Here is a 20886-nt window from a genome sequence, read left to right on the forward strand (position 1 = left end):
TGAGCAAACCATCCGCCATGCCTACCCTAGTTTTTGCTGGATATTCTTTCCAACCAAACATGCCCGCAAACCGCTGTGCCGCCTCGGTGCGTATTTCTATGATCTCTTTCCCAAAAATGAGACGGTCTGAATAAACAGTCGAAGCTATCGTCCCCCATGTGAGAGGTATCCGTTCACGACGACCTCCCACCAATTGGTGGATAAACTCACTTTGCTGCGAATAAATATTACCTTCATGTTCATAAAGACTCAGTCTTTTTGCACCATAACGCTCTAAATTTTGAATAAGATCTGTGGTAATATCTTCAAGCTTGCGAATGGACTCTGCATCAACTTCTGTCTTTTCTTGCTTGGCTTTGCCTAAACGTTTGAAAAACTCCACTAATTTATCCGTTTGATCAACGTGTGGATTCCACAAAATAGAAAGATAAAGATCATTGCGATAAAGCTCCTGTGAAATCATCCGCTCGCGATATTTATCATCTAATTGCTTGGCAAATGCCGATCTGAAAGTCCCATCCGGATAAATCGTTTCACGCTTTCTGATAATATGGCTATAAAGCGCTATCCGTTCATCCGCTATGTTTTTAAACAGATTATTGAGCTGTTCGTGAAGCACATTCAGATCAATAATATCTGCTGTCTCAAAGTTAATCCCTTCAAGTTTAATAACGCTCATGAGAGCGCGTGAATCCAGCGCAATGATGTGCTTGTTGACATGGCGCACATAAGGAATGATCGCCTCTGGCTGCTTTTCACGTTTGCGCTCTGTTCTATTCATTATAATTCCTCATAATTACGAATTAATCGTAATGGAGAAATACTTCCCCCACCCCATAGACTCGAATTTCTGGCAAAAATAGATGTCTTTTGCCATGTCAGAAGAATACGAAATTTGTTATGGTCATGCTTTAGGATTTCCTTGAATATGAAATGCAGCATCACACCAAAGGTTAGAAGAAAAATATTGCCTGCCATAATGAACAATATCATCGTTCCTATCCCATTTAATCCCATAGCTTCCACCGTCACGCCTGCAATCATTGCAGGGCGCGTGCAAGCAAGAAATAACGTATCTTCTGTTAGCTTGTCGTGCTCTTTCATGGCTTTGAAAGGCAACGTTTAATGGGAAAACATTGATACAATTTGCGTTGCACCCATAACAATGCCGATGCCAACACAAACGAAAAAAGCTTTACGCATTTCAACATAACCAGCAATCCATGCAAGCCCAATACCAGCAACCGCAATGGTTGCAATTGATGTTGCAATTTTTCCTGTTAAAGCTTCAATGATTTTATCAAGAGCAGTTTCAATTTTTCCGAAGCCGCCATCAGCAAATGCTGGTTCACTCAGTGCCATGAAGGCAATAAACAGCATCAATGCTGCTGTTAACCATTTCTTTTGGGTGTTGGATAGAATAGTTTTTTGTAAGGTATGTTCATTAATGAACGAATTATTCATGTTTTTCATGAAAATTCCCCCGCTTTATGTTTAAGTTGATCACAAAATTAATATTCAAAATATTAATCGGGAATCATATAAATGAAAAAAATAAATTTTTCTATCGATAAATTAATAATATTTAATCTTTTATTATTTAATGAACAAAAAATATAGTAATATTCAAAATGATACTTTTAAAATATCTTCGAGCAGCGCCTAAATATATTGTCTTAATTTGTATTATTATTTTAGGATACTTTTATTTCAGTCAACATACTGAAAATATTATGCAATTTTCTCTTTTTGAAGGATCAGAAAAGACAATTGGAAACCCCGTTCAAAATCCGAAGTCACAATTGGTTGATTATGCAAACCAACAAGACGCAATCCAACAAAATGTGGTGTTGCATTCAGAACCAATCGCATCACAATTTTATGAAGAAAATGTGCCGGTCTATTCCGGTGCTATACAGGTTACAAGTGGTGTGACCTTTAAAATGATTACGCTTGTAGATGATGGGTGGAGAAAAAAGATCATCCGTGATATCCGTTTATATGGTGTGGAAAGCTGTGAAATGAGGCAATTTGCCTCACGCAACGGAGTTAAGTGGCCTTGCGGCGCTTTTGTTACGGCTTGGCTTGTCTCAAAAACAATTGATAAAAAGGTTACTTGTCGGCAAGCACGTGTCGTTCAACAGGTTCATTATGCACAATGTTTTGTAGATGGGGTTGATCTGGCGCGGTTGGGGCTGGCAGAAGGGTTGATGGTGTTGACAAAAGATCAGCATCATTTTCCATCCCCCGCAGACTATAAAAACTTACAATCTGCCGCTCAAAAAGCACAAAACGGTTTATGGTCGAGCCAATTTCAACAACCAGAAGATTGGCGAAGAGATCATGGAAGCTATAATCCCATTGACCATAATTAATATTGACCATTATTGATAAAGCGTCTTTTCAAGCGCTATTTAAAAATCAAGACAATATTCTACTGCAAATCTTATCAGAAAAAAGTTAATGATAATCCACACAGTCCTTGGTGGACAACGCTCGTTATGAAAATTTGTTGTGTTTAAAATATCCTTATAGGTTGTTTACTACAGTGCTATGGGAGAGCGCGTTTCCTTGGCTATACGTCATTTCGTTTTGCTTTTTAAATGAAAAGCTCTTCGCTTCTCAAACTCTTAATAATCGCACCCCAAAATCATGACATCAAACCTGCATTTAAATGAGAAGGCTAAAAGCCTTAAGTTTTAAAGGCTGGGAAATTCTGTAAAAGCGTATCGTTAGGCGCACGTGTGCCCCTTATCAATAACCAAAAGGCCTATCTTGTTCTTTTCTCACGCGGCTTTGAGATCATGATTAAAGAGAAAGCTTATAGGGGGATAAGTCAAAAGAAAGTGATGAAAATAATAAGGTATTTTAAGTGATATATATTTGAAAATATTATAAAAAAGACAAGAAAAGATAATAAATGGGTATTTTGTTATATAAATACTTAGCGTTAAGCGGATAGGTTATGAAAAGCCTTTCCAAAGTTTTTAAAACTGATTGTCTTCATACGTGTTAAAGTGTACAATGACGTTGTCGGGTGTGAGTTACACAAAATACTCTTTTAGTTAGAGATTGATAACTCACATTTTATTGTCGTAGGGTATTTTTTAAAATGCATGATCACGATCTGTAGAGGTTAATTCTTCATCAAAAAACTTTTTAGCTTGTTCTTCTTGTTGGGCTCTACGTTTTTCCTCTTCACTTTTACCACAACCTGTAATATTCAATCCTATAGTCAATAGAGCCAAGCATATTAAAATAAATTTTTTCATTTTTCCCCTCTTTAAAAATTATATGTATTAATCTCATCAATTATATCGGAATACAGATTTAATTATCGTGATCTTTTGTTTTTTATTAGTATTGTTAATGGAAAAATATGTGAACAGTTTATTGTAAATATCTTATAAGTTTATCATAATAAAAAATTAGAAGGAAAGAGCCAAAACCTAATATAAACGAACAAATTGTAATGTTTATCAGTGCTTTTGACCAACCTATTGATAATATTATAATAGGAATTGTAAACAATCCCACAAACCCTATTATCACTATAAGGCTTAGTATCAATCTTAAAGGACCACGAAGCCATAAAAGCAAAAGGACGAGCGCCTCTTTGCTTATTTGTGATTTTGACATTATTTTCCCCTCACGCGCTTAAATCAAGATGCTCCACAATATACACAGTACGATAAATGATACAAGTTATTTTGTTATAAAATCTTCAAGATCTGTTTGATGTTCAACGGATGAAATATCCGGTTTGGTAGAAGATGATTCTATTTGATATTCTTTCATAAAAGAAACTTTTTCTTCTTTGAAGAACAGAATAGGATTCACTCAGTATTGATTAGGCAATTTTGGTTTTAAAATTCCTTTTTGTATGAGCTCTCTTAAACCGTTGTGAAAAGTTCTGTCGACCATATCGCGCTTTTTTCCATTTATACCCCCATCAAACCAAATTAAGGTAACGCTGCTGGGATCTTCGTTTGTTGATTTATTAGATCGATATTCTTCTAAAACTATTATCAAAGCACGATGTCCTGTACGAGATAAATTACAAATTGCTTGAATGCCATCAGCAAATATTTCTATAAAATTTTCTTTCTTTATTTTTTCTGTGACGTGAATTGTAGGTATGACCTCTGTTCTATTCGTATCAGAGTTGATAAATTTTTGTTGTGTAATGGACGTTTTTACAACTTTCTTATCGGTAAAAATTTCAGATTTTTTGAAAAAAGAATTTTCATACGGGGAATATTTTTGCTTTATAAATTCAAATCGATGACGTGACCTTTGGTTCTGAAAAAAGCTTATGAAAATATAGAGAAAGGCAGAAACGGAACATCATTTCCTTCAAAAAACAATAAATGGCTTCGAATTAAACTAGGACTTCTAATGCAAGCATTGCCTTATGTTGTTATGTTCATGAAAAATGGGTTGCAATCTGAAAGAGAGTGTAGCGGTTCTATGGAATTTTTAGCAAAATGAAGGGGATTTTTTTCAGGTATTTGAAGAAGCTAAAGAGACTATGAGGAAAAAAATGTGCTTTCTTTTGTTATAAAAGAAAGCACATTGAGAGGGGGATTTAGAGTGACAGCTTTACATATTTTACTCTGAAAAGCGGTCTTTTTTATCTTTTTTCCACAAAAAATAAGTTGCAAGTCCGAGAATGGGAACACCCAATTTGGCAAAAGGGAGATGTTGACTGAGAGCTGCAAGACTGGAAACAGTCGCATCTGTCATGAGTTTGTGGCGTTGTTCTTCTGTCTTTTTTTGTTGGTCATAGCGTTGATAAGTTTTGAGAACGCGACTGATAATAAGACCTAATCCCGCAAGAGAAAGACAAATTAAAAACATGATACTGGCGGCAGCAAGAGGCTTCATAACAGAACATAACGCAATAAAACCGATGGTACATAAAAAAAGCAAAGACATGAAGAATGAAATGCTAATAAACCCATAGAAAATTGCTTGAAGGCGTACTTGCTTGACTGTGCTTTTAAGCCCTACACCGACAAGATGGTTTAAAAGAGGCGCGATAAACTTATGCATTGCTTAACGACGTAGTAATTGAGAAAGAATAAAACCAACCCCTGCGGCAAACAAAACGCTTTTGCCAGGGTTTTTGCGAACGCATTGGTTCAGAGTTTGTTCAAGATCACTGATTTTGTCTTTTGCTTGAGACATCATGTCTTCACCACTTTCTTTCGCTGAGTGATATAGTTTTTCCGCTTTGTCTTTGGCGGCGTTGAATTTGTTTGCACCAAGATCTGTTAGGGTTGAGGTAATCCCTGAAATTTCAGTGCGTAACGTTTCTAATTGTCCTTGTAGGTCTTTTTCTACGGCTGTTTTATCGTGCTGTGTTGTTTTATTATGGGCCATGGTATTTTTCCCTCTTGATTCATTATATTTGTATTGGTGTGTTCATAGTGATCATTTGCATTGGAGTGAAAATTTTCACTGCTTGAGTAACGCCAAAAGCTTTTTTTGGTTCCTTTCATTTTGTCGAATTTAAAATTGTTTTTGATAAAATAAATCTTTCCTATACGATATGCTTTGTCTGTAAAGGGTCGCATCTGTTGAGAATTGCCTTATATGCTTTTATGCTTTTGCAGGAATTTAGCACCATTCTTCAGTTTCTCGTGGCGCAGTTTTTTTATAAAAGTTTTTTAAAAGTGTGCTGAGGCTTATTTTTTAAGCTTGTGACAGCTAAAAAACATTGTTGTTGCGATTTTGCGGCAGAAGTACTGTCATTTTTATACTTTTGCAGCAAAGAAAAAGAAAATAATATTGCGGCTCGTTGCTCTCTATGTATTTGGGGGCAACACGCGCTCCCCATGATACTTTTGGTCAGTTTAAGATATTGCGATCGTTCTTTTTTTTAAACGTAAGGTATATTTTTATTTTAGGATAGGAGAGGTACTTTAGTGCACTGGTTGTTAGAGAAGTGCATATCCTTTTCTCCGAGGATTTTATGATATTTTTGCTGCTTGTTTCATGTAAGAAAATATTTTGTTGGCTTCAAAAGAGCCGCAGAAATGAGAAAAGCTTTGCGATATGAGAGATTTATTTAACAGGAACGATGATAAATTATTCTTATAAATTAAAATATTATATGCGATACTTCTTGTAAGTTTATCATTTTGCCTAATTTATGCAATAAATTGATTGGGTAAGATAAACTTGTTGAATTGTTAGAGAAAAATTTCTTGAGTAATTTCTTTAGAATTAAGAGAGAGCTTGTGAAATAAAACTATACTTGATTTATCAAGTTTTCTTTCTTAAGAGGAATACACAAGTGACGTTAAAAGGGTAGTGGCATTGTGGAACAGTGATGCTATGCGGGGTGACGATCCAGCTCATAAATAAAGATAAGAGCACAAGAATGTGAGATAAAAATGGAATCTGAAACAGTCCCTTTAGATAAAACAGTCCCTTTAGATAATATGTCTGCTGTATTGACAGTGCATGATTTTTCTCCTCTTTCTATGTTTATGGCTGCTGATTGGGTGGTAAAAGCCGTTATCATTATTTTGTTATTTGCTTCACTTATGTCTTGGACAATTGCTTTTGTGAAAATTGTTGAGATCACTTTGGTAAAACGAAGAGTACGTCATGAACTTCAATTGGTTCTAAATGCTCAGACTCTTACGCGTTTGGCAGCTAGCTTGAAAGAAAGCAAAGGAGCTGGTGTGTTTTTTCTCAAAGAAGTCCTTAAAGAGGTGTATCTTTCTGCACAACAGGTTCATTTTTCTGCTCCTGAAGGGATAAACGAAAGCTCTGGTGAAAAAACCAGTACAGAGGAAAGGGCACAAACGATTGAAGATATTCTCTTTTATGAGGAGAGCAATCAATATGAAGATGTTTCCCGCGATGTTCGCGATGCTAGGGTTCGTGATGTTCATGAAGGTTTAAAAGAAAGGGTTCATTCACTTTTGTCACGCTGCTTGCTGGCTGCTACACGCCGTGTTGCATGTGGAAGTGCTGTTCTTGCAACTATTGGCGCAATTGCTCCTTTTGTTGGTCTTTTTGCAACTGTTTGGGGAATTATGAATTCTTTTATTGGGATTGCTCAGTCTCAAACAACGCGACTTGATGTGGTGGCGCCTGGAATTGCTGAAGCCTTATTCGCAACGGCTGTTGGGCTTTTTGTGGCTATTCCCGCCGTTGTTATGTATAATAGCCTTATGCGTGCTTTGAGTGGTTATCGTAGTGATTTAGGTGATATCGCTGCTGCTCTTGAAAGGCTCTTGAGCCGTGAACTTGATAGACAAAGACAACAGAAAAGTCATAAAAAATGAAAGCAAGCCTTAATAATGATTGGGATATAGACGAGAGTGGGTTGCAAAGCGAAATCAATGTGACCCCTTTTATTGATGTTGTATTGGTGTTGCTTATTGTTTTTATGGTTGCTGCGCCTTTGGCAACATCTGCCATTTCCGTTCAGCTTCCTTCTATAACTCAAGCACCTTCAGTGGTTCAGTCTGATGAACCTCTTTATGTTACGTTGCAAAAAGATCGTTCTCTTTACATTGGTGATCATCTTGTAGAACAAGCAGCTTTGAGAGACGCTTTGTTGAGGGAAACGACGCAAAATTTAGAGGCAAAAATTTTAATCAAAGCGGATAGCGAAATTGATTATGGTACTGTCATCGATTTATTAAATCAAATACGTATGGCTGGATATCATAAAATCGGTCTTGTAGGATTGCAAAACTCTACCAATCTTGTCTCGAGAGGTGAGATCAATAATAAAACAACAGGGGTAGCGAACGCTGCTGTCGATGGAGCGGGCGGTAGCGCGGGTGGTAACGTTGTGGGGCATGTGGATGCCGTAACAACGAGCACTACGGGAAACGCTAATATTCCAGCCGATGTCTCTGACCAGTGATAAAAATAGCCTTTGTTGCAGGAAGCAAAGCATATTACTCAAAGTCGTAGAGTGAAATTGATGAGGGTTCCGTGGATTTATTAAACCAAACACGCATGGGTTTGATATTACGCAGGGGGTTCATATATTGAATCGGTTTTTTAGGATTAAGCTCTACTCATCTTGCCGCAAGAGGTGCGATCAAGAAAACAGCAGAGGCGATTGTTGTGTGTCTTAATACATCTTAAAGCCCTTTTTGCGGCGGTGTTCATAAATGGTATAACCGTAAAGCCCCCGTAAAATAATCAAAAAATCTATCGAACCTCACTCTCTTTATGCTGAATAAAAGAGTAAGCGAGCACCATTATCGTATTTATATTTTTTTCCAAGACAGTGTTAATATACGTATTCATTGTAGGCATTTTTTCAGTTTTTATCTGTATGCTAACCACGTTTGGAATGTGAGAAACATGCTTTTGATTGATTTAATATAAATAGGCTTGCCATGAAACAATCTTACAGTATTGAGATTTCTCGTTTAAGTTGAAAGACAATTCATTATTATTATAAATCAATATGATGTATAGATTGTCGACATTACAAGCAGTGTGTGAACGCTCAATGGTTAATGCCAATTTTTTTGTTATGGGGGAGGGGTATCGGGCGATAATGAAGTTTTGTATAGCGTGAGAGACGTAATTGAGAGATGATTATTTAGAGGGGCGTTTAGTGAAAAAACTTTGAAAGCAAATGCGCATTCCCTCTGCACTTTAAAAGCGCAAAGAATTTCCAGTGAAAGAGTGGTTGGAATAAGTATGTGTGTTATTTTGAGAGGAGCGATTTTTCAGAGCTTCTTAAGTGTGTCCCGTTGAACCAAAACCTCCTGTTCCACGGCTCTCGTTATGGCTTTGGGTATTTTGCTCTGGTTCAATGGCGCAAACATTAACTTGGGATACAGGGGCGATGACTGTTTGGGCAATGGCGCGCATGCCCCGTTTAAATGGAAAAGTCTTCTTGGTCTAAATTGATAAGAAGGAGTTTGACTTCACTTCCGGATAGTCACACCCAATCGTTCTTGGAGTGTTGAGGCATGTGATGCCCGTGTTTTAAGGCTAAGCCAGAGCGTGGACGGATGCGTGCTTCAAACCCAAGAGATAAATGAAAAATGAGACCTGTTGGAATAAGTGTCCGCTGCCCAGGGGCAAGAACAAGCGTTTCTTCTTTACCAATTTGCTGCTTGTAAATCCAAGATCCGCAGAACCAGCCGTTGCGTAATGAGGAAGCTTTCTTGTCCCAAGCGTGCGATGCTGAACGGATAAAGTCAAGGGGGGTGTGAAGATTGAGAAGAGACAGGAGAAGAGTAAGGATACTTGTTTAGAGGGGCGTTTAGTGAAAAAACTTTAAAAGCAAATGCGCACTCCTTGTGTACTTTAAAAGCCCAAGGGGTTTTAAGTGAAAGAGTGGTTGGAATAAGTGTGTGTGTTATTTTAAGGATAGCGATTTTTTCAGAGCTTCTTAAGTGTGTCCCGTTGAACCAAAACCTCCTGTTCCACGGCTCTCGTTATGGCTTTGGGTATTTTGCTCTGGTTCAATGGCGCAAACATTAACTTGAGATACGGGGGCGATGACTGTTTGGGCAATGCGCATGCCTCGTTGGATGGAAAAGTCTTCTTGTCCTAAATTGATAAGAAGGACTTTGACCTCACCACGGTAGTCACTATCAATCGTTCCTGGAGTGTTGAGGCATGTGATGCCGTGTTTTAAGGCTAAGCCAGAGCGTGGACGTATTTGTGCTTCAAACCCAAGAGATAAATGAAAAATGAGACCTGTTGGAATAAGCGCCCGCTGCCCAGGGGCAAGAACAAGCGTTTCTTCTTCTCCAATTGCTGCCCGTAGATCAAGACCCGCAGAACCCGCTGTCGCGTAGCAAGGAAGTTCTAAACCTTGTCCGTGTGCAAGACGCTGAACAAATAAAGTCTGGGCATGTGAAGATTGAGAAGAGACAGGATGATTGTTTAGAGAGGCGTTGGTTTCAGTGTGCGACATGATCGAGGCATTTCCAAAATATGAGGTCTAGAAGAAAATGATACTTTAACAAAAGATATCTATAAAACCAAGTCGATAAAGGTGTGTGGATATAGGTTGTCCCCAGAGCTTGCTTATCATCTCTTACTGACCTAAAATATTCCACAACACCACCTAACATTATCAATGGCATTTTTCAATAATGGCATCATCAAGGATGGCTTATGCCTAGGGGCATGCGCTTATTTGAGATCTAAATTGTGGTTACAGATAAGATTTTTTAGATACTACCGATAAGAATACCCGTGGCAAAAACCAGAGCTCCCCCAATGATGACCTGTAAAGAAGCGCGCCAAAAGGGAGTTGACATGAATTTGTTCTGAATCCAGACGATGGCGCCTAGTTCGAAAAAAACAATGATAAAAGCAATAATTGTCGCTACATAAAAAGAGTTGATCAAATAGGGAAGCGTATGGCCTAATCCTCCTAATGTGGTCATAATGCCGCTGGCAAGACCTCTTTTTAATGGCGAACCACGCCCTGATAATTTTCCGTCATCATGGGCTGCTTCTGTGAAACCCATTGAAAGTCCCGCACCAATTGAAGCTGAGAGCCCTATCAAAAAAGTTTGATGCGTGTCTCCCGTGGCAAAAGCTGCGGCAAAAATGGGGGCAAGGGTAGAGACAGAGCCATCCATTAACCCTGCAAGACCTGGTTGAATCCAAGTCAAAAGTGTTTGTCTTTGCGTTTTCGAAGGTTTTTTTATGGTGTGATTTGCCGCTGTTGTTTTTTGGGAGGGATGGCGGTTCTTGCCTTTCACAAGAGAAGTTTTGTCACATAATGAACCGATAGTGTTTGCACGATTATGGCAAGAAAGGCACAAAAGTTGCTTATAATTTTTAAGCTCTTGAAGCCCCATGGCGGTAAAAACCGCGGCTTCCTTAGAGGAATAAGGTTCTAGAGCTTTTGCATATTTTAAATAGAGCGCCGCATGTTGCTCTTTTAATTTGAGCGCTTTAAGTATCACGTTTTGTGCTGAACGAAAGGACAGAGCTTTACGTTGTACAAATGAAAAAAACGATCTCAACATTTTCTGTTCCTCTGCACTTTAGAATAATTCTAAAACATAAGAAAAATAAACCGAAAGTCAATCTAAAAGTTCAAAACTGAAAAATTGCAAAAAGGTTGCACTGAGAAAAAAGGTGCTGGGATGTTGAGAAAGTACAAGGAGATTTGTCAAATGGAGACGACAGGGGCGCATGAAAGAAATGATTACGTGAAAAAATTTAAGAGACAATGTGCTTTATTTTGCTAAAGGGGCGTTTGAATGGAGCATTTCAATGTATTGATGCTCGAGAATATAGGAAAGGAATAAGCTAGCATCATCTTCATTCGATGCGTTCAAAAGACTGTACAGCTCTTAGAATTTGAAATGATTCTTTAAAGGAGATCTTTATTCAAGGGATAAAAGCCCATTTCGCGAGGGGGCCCCGTGAAGAGTATAGAAGGGTAGAGCGGCAAAATTTCCATGAAATAATATAAACTCCATTGAGTCTTCTTAATCTTTACGCTTCATAAAAGAGCAAGCCGGCATCATCATACACCTTAGCTCCCAGTGTTGCGACAGTCTTTAGCACTGTTCATTATAGGCATGACATTTTATTGTACAGTTTTACGCCACTCATTCTGCTTGTGGAGGTGTAAGACAGTATTCTTATGATATTTACGCGCATTTTAGCGTTGTTACAGCTTTTGCATTTAGGTGGATTTGTTAGCGTGTAACGAATTATCTTTTGTGCTGTAATTGCAGGGACAGATAAAGGTGGGAGTGCATAAATGACAGAGATATTATCATATCAAATTGTTTGATCACGCATAAAAATTTATGCTTTATGAAGGGGCATTTATCGCCTTGTAACTGGCCTGATATCTTGCATGAAAGCCCAAAATTCAGTAAAATTCTCTCACTTCAAAACTTCTTATCTTAAATCAATTCAAATCATTTTCTTGTGTATCACAAGGAGGAGTGTGGGTGCTGTGTTTTTATTTAAAGTATGGGATGAATTGAAATGTGAGAAGTGCATAATCTCTACGCGTTAACAAACGTTTTTGATGTTTTTAAAAAAGAGCGAAATTGTGCAGAAAAAAGAGGAACTCTATGGACATTGATGATAGTTTAGAATGGTTTTTGGGTTTGCACAAACTAACAATACCGCAGGCAGCGCTTTTAATAGTTGGATTAAATCCAGGAAAGTGTTTGTTTCACGATGAAATGGAACCAGAAAAGAGTGATATTTACGAAGATAACCTTTCCGTATCATCAGAGAAAACTGCTTGTTTCCGAGGAGCTTATAATGCCATAGTTCAGGCAGGAAAAGACGATCAATTAAAGATAGAATGGTCGAGTTTTTCTAATTATATAGAGACATATTCCTCATATGTTCTCGTTGATGATTTAAAAGAATGGCTTTCGTCGCGTGGTCTACGTCCTGCGTTTTTTTTTCCTGAGGATGATTCTGCTGAGACTAAGGATCAGAAATATTATGCGTTTCAAGATCCAACGCATCCACGTTATGCTCCAAAGCTTGCTGCTATTGTTGCGGCATGGGAAGCGGTGAGTGAGGCTGAGGGTGGTAAAACTGTTAAAGGAACGCTTATAAAGTGGCTTAGTGAACATGCCGTTCAGTACAAGTTGGTGGATGATAATAATTTACCAAGAGAGAAGCTTATTGAGGAGTTAGCGGCTGTTGCGAATTGGGAACCTACCGGAGGGGCGCCTAAGACACCTGCCAGCTCTCTTTTATCAAAAGAAAAAAAATAAAAAGATCACTAAAATTGTGCTGCTTTTTTTGATAATTTTGAAGATAAACTCTTTTTCTGGGGGAGATTTTTACTTTTCTTCCCTAGATTATAAGTAATTGTTTTTCAATAAAAATAATTTTTATAGTGTTCCTCTGACTGTTCAGGCGGGGAAAAATAGACATTTTGGGGCAGTAAAATTTACCCTGTAGTTTTCGTAACTTACCTCTCTATTTTTGTTTGATTTTTTGGGGCACTTTTAAAATCCATTATAAATTGAAATGAGAATGCAACATGAGAAAAATATTTTCTTTTTTTACGGTGCGTGGAAGTGCAAAAAATCCTCAAGTCAATGCACCGATATTGGAGCAGCCTGTTGCCGATGAGGTGGTACATAAATCGTTTAGAGTAGGTGTATTGTCGTGTTGGTTAAAGTTTGAACTTACCCTTGTTATGGAAAAGGTCAAAGCTGAGCGTCATGTGCGCTCTCCATAAAGAAATCTTGTCATCTATGAGCGAATGAGGATTTCTCTTGAAAAATTTGCACAATAGTAAAACTCGTTAGCAAAACCCGTTCTTTGGCGTAACAAAAAGGATGTCATAAATGATTATCTCATCATAAATATGCTTTAAGAATAACCCTTGCGTGGCGAAAGTCTATGGCGTAGTCTCTATAGACTTTTGCTCCGTGTGTGGTGATCAATGCTCTTGTTTATCTCTTGTCAATGCAAGTGCCCATGAAAGTGATGGGTGTCTATTGTTCCATTGTGATGCTTGGTTGTTCATGTTTAGAAACGACAAGTGTATTAAATGTGATAGGGTTGATAGAAAGGAAAACGTATCCTGTAAAAATAGGTGTGTCTTTAAAATAAAGCTGATAAACGAAATTATTTTTTTATCTACCTTTTATATGGTGAGAAAAAAGGCATTCAAAGTGCAAGCATACGCAATTTAGCAGTAAATCCCAAAATAGCTTAACATATATCGTTTTTCGGAGAAGAGGGAAGAAAATCTATCTGCAAAAGCTATGTTAGCTCGTGTGACCGGTGAAATAATGTGGTTAGGGCAATAAACAATTGTTTTTGGTGAAGAGATAGAAATCGGTTGGGTGTTGATTTCTGGTTTATTAGAGAATTTTCTTTGTTATCTCGTCAAATACGATCGTTTGAGGTGTGGTCATATAAAGCGAAGCTTTTTTTCAATCTTGGAAAGATATTCCCATTGCGGAAAATCATATAAAGTTTAAGCAACGGCAGCACGATTTTTTGTGCAATGAAATGATAAGTATGTACAATATCTCGGTAATCTCCATGGGAAACTTTACCGGATCCAAGGTGTGGATATTGTCTTCTGCTTATCCCAAATCGCAGATATTTCAAAACAACAACGGTGGAGAATGAATGTTGGATATGTTCTAGGGAAGGTTGCAAAAAATGGCAGTTTTCAAAAAAATACCAAAAATGACGAAAGGAGCGGTTTCCCACTCCTTCGTTCCTATCTCCCCTTGCGGGGAAGCGGCCACCATTACTGATGCCGTGTATGGTGATATAGATACACTTATTTTTCTCAAAAGTCAATAGTGTAAATGCGGTAAATATTTGAGCATCAGAGCTACAACTTTATGAAAATCTTCGCAGGATAATCTTGGAACGGTACGTGAGCAACTTAAACGACTTACAGAAACTGTTGTGACATAATTGCAGATAATCCATGCTTTTTTATTCTCTATAGGAGATTGTATTGGATACGCAGCGGGATTATTGGGTTGTGATTTCGTTGAAAAAGGTAAAACTGTCACATTTCCATATAATTTTGCATTCTTAGAAAGCACTAAAACAGGCCGCTTTTTCCAAAATTCAGGGAGTATCGAATCATGAGGAAAATCGCACCAAAAAACTTGTCTGATGCGTGGTGCCGATTTGATTCGTGGTTTTATATGAGGTGGTTTTTCGTAAGGCGCATTTAAATCCCTTTCTTTTATATGCTCACGCCATGCATTATGATCATGTTCCATCATAACACATGGTTCTTCAAGTTTGGTTATATCTAAGGAAATAGGTGATAGGGTAGAAGGCTCTGTGTTCTTATCTTCAGCCATAGCAGACCATTTATATTTATTGGTCCCCTCACTTATTATTTTACGGCTTTTCTATCACGAGTTTTTATCAAAATGTTGCTTATAAGTACAGAGAGGTGAAACCATAAAATGGATGTCTCTGCTTATTTTTGTCTTTTGAGTACAACGCTAGAGGAGGGATGTTGGTGACTCGTTGGTGTTGGTGGGTTGGTTTGGCGGTGGGTGGTTTTGGGTGGGGATTGGTGACTGGAGGGTTGGTTGGTAGGGGAAAGCGATTGGAGAGAACGAGTGCACGCGGTTTCGTTTCTATTTTATGGTTAGAGTTTTTTATGGATTGAAAGGAGCCCTTTTGAAGTAATATAGAGGCTTATAAGGGAGAAAAATAGGCTTGAGACGACATTCCAACCGGCAAATGAGAGAAAAAGAAAGCGTGCGGATGCTTCAGAACAAGAAGGGGGATGAATGCTATTTAATTGGTTAAGCAGCTGGTTAATGTCTGAGGTTTTTCTGACTGCGCTTAAACCACAACTGAGGGGAGCAGCCCAAAAGCCATATTCAACACCCGCATGATAAATGGCTAAAACAAGGCTGATGCACATTAAGACAAAAACACACAAAAATAAAAGTTGTACCCAAGCAGTTATGCGAAAAAAATATGCCCCAAAACCTGCTAAGAGCAAAAATGGTATGGCACCATAATAGGGGAAACGCTCTATGAGACATAAATCGCAAGGAAGATATCCTCCGAAATGTTCAAAACCAAGGGCAATACCTATTGTGGCAGACAAGCAAAAAGCGAGAAAAAAAGCCCACAAACTTTGTTCTTTTCTGCTGGGTTCAAGATGAAGGTGCTTGTGTAAAAGTGGGTGAGAAGACAAAACGCATGCCATTAAGTCTGTTCCTTATAAAAGCTTCTTGTTTAAAAAAGCTATGAAAATCCCATAAATTAAAAGGAGGCTAACACAACCAATGAGAACAATCCATTTGAAATGCTGTACTAGAAAATTCATTGCTTTTTGCCCAAAATGTTTAATCAGCCACGCGAGAAGATAAAAACGAGCGCCTCTGGAAAAAATACAAATAAGAATGAAAAATTCAAGACGCACACTCATAACACCGGCCAAAATTGTGACAATCTTGATGGGGGGAAGATGAAAAAAACCTGATGTTATCAGTAAAATGATTAGAAATTGCAGGGTTGCACTATTTTTCAGAGATTCAAAACTTTCAACCTTACCATAAATTTCTAAAATGGGTTTGGCAAGGGTATCATAGGCAAAATGTCCGATAAACCAACCGGCAATGCCTCCTAATACAGAACAGATTGTTGCAATCAAAGCATAGCGATAAACCCGCTTTTGATGGATAAGAAGCATCGGAATATATAAAACATCTATGGGAATTGGAAAAACAGAACTTTCAATAAAGGCAATGAAACCAAGCCAGTGTGGTGCTGTACGCCGATTTGCTAAAGAAATCGTCCAAAGCTTTAATTTGTTTAATATCATGAGGCTTTTATAAGTTTAAGAGGTAAAGACTTTACAAATGAGATTGCTATAAATCCGGTAGAGAAATCCAATAAAGAAAGTATTTCATAAAATAGATAAGAAAATGATATGAATTCTTAAAAAATGAGAAGTCTTCTGTTGACGAATCTGTTCTTCTTCATATAGTGCAAAGGAATAATCGACAAGTCTGTCTTTTATAGTCCTGTCTTTTATAGCAGTGTGCGGGTGTGGTGGAACTGGTAGACGCGCCAGACTCAAAATCTGGTTCCGAGAGGAGTGTCGGTTCGAGTCCGACCACCCGCACCACTTCATAAATATTTTCCTTTATCCTGTTATGGTGCATCACGTTGTTTTATAGAACATGGGATTTATAAAACATGGAATTTATAGACCGTGTTCAATGTTTTGTATGTTGAATGAAAAACCTCGAATACCGTAGGATTCTCTCATTTCAAGTCTGCTTATAGTAAATCAACCAAAATCATGTCGCTCGTGCGTTACAAGCTAGATGAGCTCGCGTGGAGTGAAATTTTACAAAAAATGAATAAAAATGCCTCTTATGCCGTTTCAAGGGCATCATTGGAGGTTAAAGTGTATGATGGATGGGGGTGCCTGCTTGCACTTTTATGAAGTGTAGAGATGGTGCTTTATAGATTTTATATTCTTGTAGGTGCTGTCGCAAAATGGGCTTGAGGGTTTTGAGAGCTGTTTCTTTAAAACATGCATGTGAATTGGCAACCCAAGTGTCTTGAATTTGAGTGTGTTTGGTTTGAAGCGTTGTCGTATGACATGAGGGGCGTGATCGCCAAAAAGATATGTGAGCAACAAAAACATGGGGCAATGTGTAATCTCCTCTCTTTAAAAGACAGGAGCATGAGAGGCTTAAAAGATTATGCTTTAGAGGCTTTATAGATTTTATATTCTTGTAGGTGCTTTCGCAAAATGGGCTTGAGGGTTTTGAGAGCTGTTTCTTTAAAACACGCATGTGAATTGGCAACCAAAGTGTCTTGAATTTGAGTGTGTTTGGTTTGAAGCGTTGTCGTATGACATGAGGGGCGTGATCGCCAAAAAGATATGTGAGCAACAAAAACATGGGGTAGTGCGTAATCTCCACTCTTTAAAAGGCAGGAGCATGAGAGGCTTAAAAGATTATGCTTTAGAGGCTTTCGAAAGTCGTAAAGCAGAGGGAAATGGTAAGATTAGAAATTGGTTTTTTACCTTGACAACTTCATGTTCTCTCCAAATGAAGCTGTCTTCTCGTTACAGAAATTACATAAACAGAGAACCGCAATATTCTCTCTCCACTCTTGGCATATAATAGCGGTAAAATACTGTTGTTTGAAGTGTGGTCATATAGGGCATACTTCCTTGAAACGTTACAGTATTTTTTTCGGTGTGTGTTGGATATTCTTCAGTGTTTGTCTTGCTTGAGATTTAAGGGCATTCCATGAGGAGGAGCCCAAAGAAGCCCGCCCAATATCCCCCAATATCCCCCAATATCCCCCAATATCCCCCAAGAGTCTCCAAGGGTTTTTGTGCTTTTATAAACGGACATGGTGTTTAAAAATGGGTGTTTAGAATCTTTATCCTTTAAGAGCGGGGAGGCCAAGTCAACATCATCTTATAAAACTGCAATTGATGCACAATATCCATATTTATTTTAAAGAAATATCTCTTAAATAACAGCTCTCATTTATTTTACGATGGCGCCCAGTGGTATGATGGTAAAGCTTTTATATTCCAAAGGCATTACATGAAAGGCTGAGAGGATAGAAATTTGCTTTAAGAGAGGGAGAGGCTTTATTGTTTCGTGACTATTTGTTTACAGTTTAGTACAGGTTTTTAGAATCTACGTCTTTTTAGGGGGAAAGGGGCATTAAAAAACCCCGTTTTTAACAGGGTTTTTTAATCGTTCAACTTTTCTAAAAAACTTAGAATTTATAAGCGATACCAAAGCGAACATCATGCGTTTGAGAAGAGATTTTAAGGTTATCGTTTGCAAATTTCTTTTTAAAAAAATCTGAATAACGATATTCTGTCCGCATAATGATATTATCTGTCATTGCAAGATCAAAACCACCACCAACAGTGTAACCAAACATTGTTTTTGTCTCATCTAACACATTGCCAGAAGCAAAAATTGTCGAATCTTCTTGCGATTTTGATAAAAGTGACATGATATATTGCATCTGTCTATAGGCTATACCCCCTGCAATATAAGGCATAAGACGATGGGAAGCAAAACCTATACGCGCGCGCGTGGCACCAGACCACGTTTCTTTCAATGTTACACTGCTAACAACAATGTCACCATAGTTGGATATCGTTTCACCCTGAGCTGCAGGTTTTATGATAGGAATCCCAGCTTTTTTAAAGGCAATGTTAATGGAGTTTGATTCATCTAGAATTTTCTTTCCATTGTCTGTTTGGGTGCTTTTCCTCCCAGACCAGACCATATCGGTATCAAAACTGAAAACAAGATCTCCCAGATCAATATTAGAACCTGCATACAAACCTGCTCTCAATCCTGATAGTTTCGGTGATAAATCTCTATCAACCAAAGCCCATTTTCCGTCCCTGGCTTCTTGTGCGTAATTTAGAGTATTTTTATTGGAAAAATATCCAATTTGTCCTCCAAAATAAAAACCAGACCAAGAAAAAGGCGCAGAAACAGTAACCGGTGAAATACGTGACGATGAAACATCTTGCAATGAAACCTTCGGTTCTGATTGCTTAAAGATTACTGTATCTGCTGCTTGCGCTGTTGAAGCGGTAATGAAGGTGAAAATAGATAGTGCAACTAAACATTTTGTTTTCATAAAAACGTCCCCAATTTATTTCAGATACAAATCGCATTATATACGAATTGGTTAAAAAAATCTATATTTAATATCATTATGAAAACTAAAACATTCAAAAACTCTATAATTATCCATATTTAAGCGTTCTTGAAACTTGTTTTCATGCTATTATCCCGCGTTTATATTGATTTTTCAGTATTTTTATATACTCTTTCAGTGTTCTCTGTGTTTTAGAAAAAATTATAGTATAGTAAACAAGCTTTCTATTTGTTAAAAAAATATTACTTTATATACATTAAAACACTTTTTGTTATTAAATGTATTATCCATTATGATTGACACCAATGTGCTTAAATATTCAATTTATCGTAAAAATGCATATTGGCACCGTCATATTCGTTGCTCGTTTTTGATATTGCATAGCTTTGTATTGCGGTAGCCTTTTGAGCACTCGAGGGGATGGGCGACTTTATTTCTTTTTTATCTATATGCCACTTTTGCTTATAATAATCTAAGCGAATAGTTTTGATTGATTGAATGGAATACGAAGAATCAGAAGGAGTAAAGTGCGAGAATCTCAAGTCTCATGAGGTTTCTTATGCGCCATGTAAAACGGATAAACTCTCCGTTCCGTTCGCTTAAAGCCGGAACGTGGATGAGAGCCTAAAAACTGAATGTCGTTGGCTATTTTAAAGAGATTAGCGCGTGCATTCAGGTTTTTGTGGAAATGGGTGAGGGCGCCATAATGGGCAAATGCCTCCAATTTCTTGCGAGCTGTCAAGGATATCCCCGTTAGAGAGCTGATTGTTTCAGCAAAGGTCAAAACCTTTCGGTGCATTGAATTTTGTTCCAACAGCTGTTCCTCTATTGAGCACCCCCATCTTCACGCTTCATAAAAGAGACATTTTTCAATGTTCCTAAACCCATTTCATGACAGCGATTGTGAATGATATAATAATAAATCTATTGAGCACTCCCATCTTCACGCTTCATAAAAGAGACATTTCGCAATGTTCCTAAACCCATTTCATGACAGCGATTGTGAATGGTATAATAATAAATCTATTGAGCATCTCTTTTACGCTTCATAAAGGAGCACGCCGGTACCATTACTATATTTGCCAGTTCGTGGGGTTGTTGTGACAGTCCTCTCCACAATGTTGTGACAGGAGGCCCCTTTGTCCGTTGTGACAGTCCTTGGCACTTGAGGTGGTTCATTAGAGGCGTTTGTAGTTCTTATCGGATACAATTTCTATTCACATATTCATTGCGTTTGTGATGTGCAAGTCAGTGATTTTGATTGATGCAACATGGGACCGATTTAAAATGAGAAAATCTTACGGTCTTTAGGATTCTCATTCAATATGGATAACGCTAGATTATCATTATAAATAAACACATTATCTCATTGAGATAAGAGTTATCTACCCAATGTTATCAATAATGATAACATTGTAAAGCGTAACTACGATGAATTCATTAATCTTTTTATACTTCGATTGAAATTATGTCTATTAATACCGATTTTTTTGAGCTCATTCTGTTTGGTTGATAGCTAATAGATTTTCAAAATCAAAACGCGAAGCTAGAATGAAAAACACCTTAAGGTCATATCCATTTAAATCACTTTCTGCCAGTATAGCCATTGGGTGTTGAGCTATGACTATCCATGCCTTTGCAAAACCGTTGTGCCTTTTAAGTACAATATAAGCAACAAAACCACCCATAGCATAAATGCGGATCAGAGCCTAAAATGAACGCTGTGGGTAATTGTTATCGGTCATCATCGGGGTGTTTACACCC

20 protein-coding genes, 1 tRNA gene and 3 pseudogenes are annotated in these 20886 nt (G+C 37.8%); 9 read left to right on the top strand and 15 right to left on the bottom strand.

The window, feature by feature from the left end; translation table 11 throughout:
• From ACFINY_RS02975 to ACFINY_RS02985, 3 genes and pseudogenes are all read right to left on the bottom strand, one after another.
• Window positions 1-781 (bottom strand): annotated as a pseudogene (locus ACFINY_RS02975) (transporter); the annotation flags it as partial.
• Window positions 781-1104 (bottom strand): type IV secretion system protein VirB3, encoded by a 324-nt coding sequence (locus ACFINY_RS02980; protein WP_375617900.1) that lies wholly within the window; start codon window positions 1102-1104, stop codon window positions 781-783. The pseudogene ACFINY_RS02975 and the gene ACFINY_RS02980, both read right to left, overlap by 1 nt.
• 18 nt (window positions 1105-1122) lie before the next feature.
• Window positions 1123-1473: a TrbC/VirB2 family protein gene (locus ACFINY_RS02985; protein ID WP_375613238.1), complete on the bottom strand. Its 351-nt coding sequence runs from the start codon at window positions 1471-1473 to the stop codon at window positions 1123-1125.
• 158 nt (window positions 1474-1631) lie between these two features.
• Here ACFINY_RS02985 and ACFINY_RS02990 point away from each other — a divergent pair, with 158 nt between their 5' ends.
• Window positions 1632-2375, top strand: coding sequence for a nuclease (locus tag ACFINY_RS02990; RefSeq protein WP_375681290.1), 744 nt, complete (start codon window positions 1632-1634; stop codon window positions 2373-2375).
• 732 nt (window positions 2376-3107) lie between these two features.
• Here the strand turns inward: ACFINY_RS02990 and ACFINY_RS02995 are convergent.
• Window positions 3108-3272 (bottom strand): hypothetical protein, encoded by a 165-nt coding sequence (locus tag ACFINY_RS02995; RefSeq protein ID WP_375610246.1) that lies wholly within the window; start codon window positions 3270-3272, stop codon window positions 3108-3110.
• A 1024-nt stretch (window positions 3273-4296) separates the two neighbouring features.
• On the opposite strand from ACFINY_RS02995, the gene ACFINY_RS03000 reads away from it, so the two are divergent.
• Window positions 4297-4491, top strand: a complete 195-nt coding sequence (locus ACFINY_RS03000) for a hypothetical protein (RefSeq protein ID WP_375612520.1) — start codon at window positions 4297-4299, stop codon at window positions 4489-4491.
• Window positions 4492-4611: 120 nt separating this feature from the next.
• On the opposite strand, the gene ACFINY_RS03005 is transcribed toward ACFINY_RS03000, so the two are convergent.
• Together ACFINY_RS03005 and ACFINY_RS03010 are read right to left on the bottom strand one after the other, a co-directional pair.
• Window positions 4612-5055 carry a hypothetical protein gene (locus tag ACFINY_RS03005; protein ID WP_375681291.1) on the bottom strand — a complete coding sequence of 148 codons (444 nt, stop codon included), beginning with the start codon at window positions 5053-5055 and terminating at the stop codon, window positions 4612-4614.
• Between the two features lie 3 nt (window positions 5056-5058).
• Window positions 5059-5385 carry a YqjD family protein gene (locus ACFINY_RS03010; protein ID WP_375640905.1) on the bottom strand — a complete coding sequence of 109 codons (327 nt, stop codon included), beginning with the start codon at window positions 5383-5385 and terminating at the stop codon, window positions 5059-5061.
• A 1016-nt stretch (window positions 5386-6401) separates the two neighbouring features.
• Here ACFINY_RS03010 and ACFINY_RS03015 point away from each other — a divergent pair.
• Window positions 6402-7304, top strand: a complete 903-nt coding sequence (locus ACFINY_RS03015) for a MotA/TolQ/ExbB proton channel family protein (RefSeq protein WP_375638298.1) — start codon at window positions 6402-6404, stop codon at window positions 7302-7304.
• Entirely contained in the window at window positions 7301-7894 is a 594-nt protein-coding gene (locus ACFINY_RS03020) for a biopolymer transporter ExbD (protein WP_375700808.1), read from the top strand. The genes ACFINY_RS03015 and ACFINY_RS03020 overlap by 4 nt, the downstream gene beginning before the upstream one ends.
• A gap of 833 nt (window positions 7895-8727) precedes the next feature.
• Here ACFINY_RS03020 and dut (ACFINY_RS03025) read toward each other — a convergent pair.
• The 3 genes and pseudogenes from dut (ACFINY_RS03025) to ACFINY_RS03035 form a co-directional block, all read right to left on the bottom strand.
• Window positions 8728-9198: pseudogene (gene dut / locus ACFINY_RS03025) on the bottom strand (dUTP diphosphatase); the annotation flags it as partial.
• Window positions 9199-9388: 190 nt separating this feature from the next.
• Complete coding sequence (gene dut, locus ACFINY_RS03030; RefSeq protein ID WP_375640903.1) at window positions 9389-9919, bottom strand: dUTP diphosphatase; 531 nt, start codon at window positions 9917-9919, stop codon at window positions 9389-9391.
• Window positions 9920-10178: 259 nt separating this feature from the next.
• Window positions 10179-10988 (bottom strand): VIT1/CCC1 transporter family protein, encoded by an 810-nt coding sequence (locus tag ACFINY_RS03035; protein WP_375611594.1) that lies wholly within the window; start codon window positions 10986-10988, stop codon window positions 10179-10181.
• Window positions 10989-12056: 1068 nt separating this feature from the next.
• Between ACFINY_RS03035 and ACFINY_RS03040 the strand changes: the two genes are divergently transcribed.
• Together ACFINY_RS03040 and ACFINY_RS03045 are read left to right on the top strand one after the other, a co-directional pair.
• Window positions 12057-12719, top strand: coding sequence for a hypothetical protein (locus ACFINY_RS03040; protein ID WP_375700809.1), 663 nt, complete (start codon window positions 12057-12059; stop codon window positions 12717-12719).
• A gap of 272 nt (window positions 12720-12991) precedes the next feature.
• On the top strand, window positions 12992-13192 hold the full coding sequence (locus ACFINY_RS03045; RefSeq protein ID WP_375631973.1) for a hypothetical protein: 201 nt from the start codon (window positions 12992-12994) through the stop codon (window positions 13190-13192).
• Window positions 13193-14270: 1078 nt separating this feature from the next.
• On the opposite strand, the gene ACFINY_RS03050 is transcribed toward ACFINY_RS03045, so the two are convergent.
• A complete protein-coding gene (locus ACFINY_RS03050; RefSeq protein ID WP_375613249.1) occupies window positions 14271-14795 on the bottom strand; it encodes a type II toxin-antitoxin system PemK/MazF family toxin in 525 nt (174 codons plus the stop codon).
• Window positions 14796-14959: 164 nt separating this feature from the next.
• Here ACFINY_RS03050 and ACFINY_RS03055 point away from each other — a divergent pair, with 164 nt between their 5' ends.
• Window positions 14960-15112 (top strand): hypothetical protein, encoded by a 153-nt coding sequence (locus tag ACFINY_RS03055; RefSeq protein WP_375700810.1) that lies wholly within the window; start codon window positions 14960-14962, stop codon window positions 15110-15112.
• Here the strand turns inward: ACFINY_RS03055 and ACFINY_RS03060 are convergent.
• Together ACFINY_RS03060 and ACFINY_RS03065 are read right to left on the bottom strand one after the other, a co-directional pair.
• Window positions 15092-15664, bottom strand: coding sequence for a disulfide bond formation protein B (locus tag ACFINY_RS03060; RefSeq protein ID WP_375638303.1), 573 nt, complete (start codon window positions 15662-15664; stop codon window positions 15092-15094). The genes ACFINY_RS03055 and ACFINY_RS03060 overlap by 21 nt on opposite strands.
• 12 nt (window positions 15665-15676) lie before the next feature.
• Window positions 15677-16282: a YqaA family protein gene (locus ACFINY_RS03065; RefSeq protein WP_375662473.1), complete on the bottom strand. Its 606-nt coding sequence runs from the start codon at window positions 16280-16282 to the stop codon at window positions 15677-15679.
• Window positions 16283-16503: 221 nt separating this feature from the next.
• Between ACFINY_RS03065 and ACFINY_RS03070 the strand changes: the two genes are divergently transcribed.
• Window positions 16504-16588 (top strand) — tRNA-Leu (locus ACFINY_RS03070).
• An 826-nt stretch (window positions 16589-17414) separates the two neighbouring features.
• Window positions 17415-17600, top strand: coding sequence for a hypothetical protein (locus tag ACFINY_RS03075; RefSeq protein ID WP_375700811.1), 186 nt, complete (start codon window positions 17415-17417; stop codon window positions 17598-17600).
• 613 nt (window positions 17601-18213) lie between these two features.
• On the opposite strand, the gene ACFINY_RS03080 is transcribed toward ACFINY_RS03075, so the two are convergent.
• The 3 genes and pseudogenes from ACFINY_RS03080 to ACFINY_RS03090 form a co-directional block, all read right to left on the bottom strand.
• Window positions 18214-19101, bottom strand: a complete 888-nt coding sequence (locus ACFINY_RS03080) for an outer membrane protein (protein ID WP_375630099.1) — start codon at window positions 19099-19101, stop codon at window positions 18214-18216.
• A gap of 625 nt (window positions 19102-19726) precedes the next feature.
• Window positions 19727-19946 (bottom strand): annotated as a pseudogene (locus tag ACFINY_RS03085) (lyase family protein); the annotation flags it as partial.
• Window positions 19947-20618: 672 nt separating this feature from the next.
• Complete coding sequence (locus tag ACFINY_RS03090) at window positions 20619-20810, bottom strand: hypothetical protein (RefSeq protein WP_375611601.1); 192 nt, start codon at window positions 20808-20810, stop codon at window positions 20619-20621.
• Window positions 20811-20886 lie beyond the last annotated feature (76 nt).

It is taken from the genome of Bartonella sp. AA23NXGY (assembly GCF_042197165.1).
Classification (GTDB): domain Bacteria; phylum Pseudomonadota; class Alphaproteobacteria; order Rhizobiales; family Rhizobiaceae; genus Bartonella.

Excerpts from the sequence above, each read along its gene's own strand:
- ACFINY_RS02995 (WP_375610246.1), bottom strand. The coding sequence starts at position 3,272 with ATGAAAAAATTTATTTTAATATGCTTGGCTCTATTGACTATAGGATTG.
- ACFINY_RS02980 (WP_375617900.1), bottom strand. The coding sequence starts at position 1,104 with ATGAAAGAGCACGACAAGCTAACAGAAGATACGTTATTTCTTGCTTGC.
- ACFINY_RS03080 (WP_375630099.1), bottom strand. The coding sequence starts at position 19,101 with ATGAAAACAAAATGTTTAGTTGCACTATCTATTTTCACCTTCATTACC.
- ACFINY_RS03065 (WP_375662473.1), bottom strand. The coding sequence starts at position 16,282 with ATGATATTAAACAAATTAAAGCTTTGGACGATTTCTTTAGCAAATCGG.
- ACFINY_RS03035 (WP_375611594.1), bottom strand. The coding sequence starts at position 10,988 with ATGTTGAGATCGTTTTTTTCATTTGTACAACGTAAAGCTCTGTCCTTT.
- dut (WP_375640903.1), bottom strand. The coding sequence starts at position 9,919 with ATGTCGCACACTGAAACCAACGCCTCTCTAAACAATCATCCTGTCTCT.
- ACFINY_RS03090 (WP_375611601.1), bottom strand. The coding sequence starts at position 20,810 with ATGGGTGGTTTTGTTGCTTATATTGTACTTAAAAGGCACAACGGTTTT.
- ACFINY_RS03005 (WP_375681291.1), bottom strand. The coding sequence starts at position 5,055 with ATGCATAAGTTTATCGCGCCTCTTTTAAACCATCTTGTCGGTGTAGGG.
- ACFINY_RS03020 (WP_375700808.1), top strand. The coding sequence starts at position 7,301 with ATGAAAGCAAGCCTTAATAATGATTGGGATATAGACGAGAGTGGGTTG.
- ACFINY_RS02990 (WP_375681290.1), top strand. The coding sequence starts at position 1,632 with ATGATACTTTTAAAATATCTTCGAGCAGCGCCTAAATATATTGTCTTA.
- ACFINY_RS03010 (WP_375640905.1), bottom strand. The coding sequence starts at position 5,385 with ATGGCCCATAATAAAACAACACAGCACGATAAAACAGCCGTAGAAAAA.
- ACFINY_RS03060 (WP_375638303.1), bottom strand. The coding sequence starts at position 15,664 with ATGGCATGCGTTTTGTCTTCTCACCCACTTTTACACAAGCACCTTCAT.
- ACFINY_RS02985 (WP_375613238.1), bottom strand. The coding sequence starts at position 1,473 with ATGAAAAACATGAATAATTCGTTCATTAATGAACATACCTTACAAAAA.
- ACFINY_RS03040 (WP_375700809.1), top strand. The coding sequence starts at position 12,057 with ATGGACATTGATGATAGTTTAGAATGGTTTTTGGGTTTGCACAAACTA.
- ACFINY_RS03015 (WP_375638298.1), top strand. The coding sequence starts at position 6,402 with ATGGAATCTGAAACAGTCCCTTTAGATAAAACAGTCCCTTTAGATAAT.
- ACFINY_RS03045 (WP_375631973.1), top strand. The coding sequence starts at position 12,992 with ATGAGAAAAATATTTTCTTTTTTTACGGTGCGTGGAAGTGCAAAAAAT.
- ACFINY_RS03050 (WP_375613249.1), bottom strand. The coding sequence starts at position 14,795 with ATGGCTGAAGATAAGAACACAGAGCCTTCTACCCTATCACCTATTTCC.
- ACFINY_RS03075 (WP_375700811.1), top strand. The coding sequence starts at position 17,415 with ATGAGAGGCTTAAAAGATTATGCTTTAGAGGCTTTCGAAAGTCGTAAA.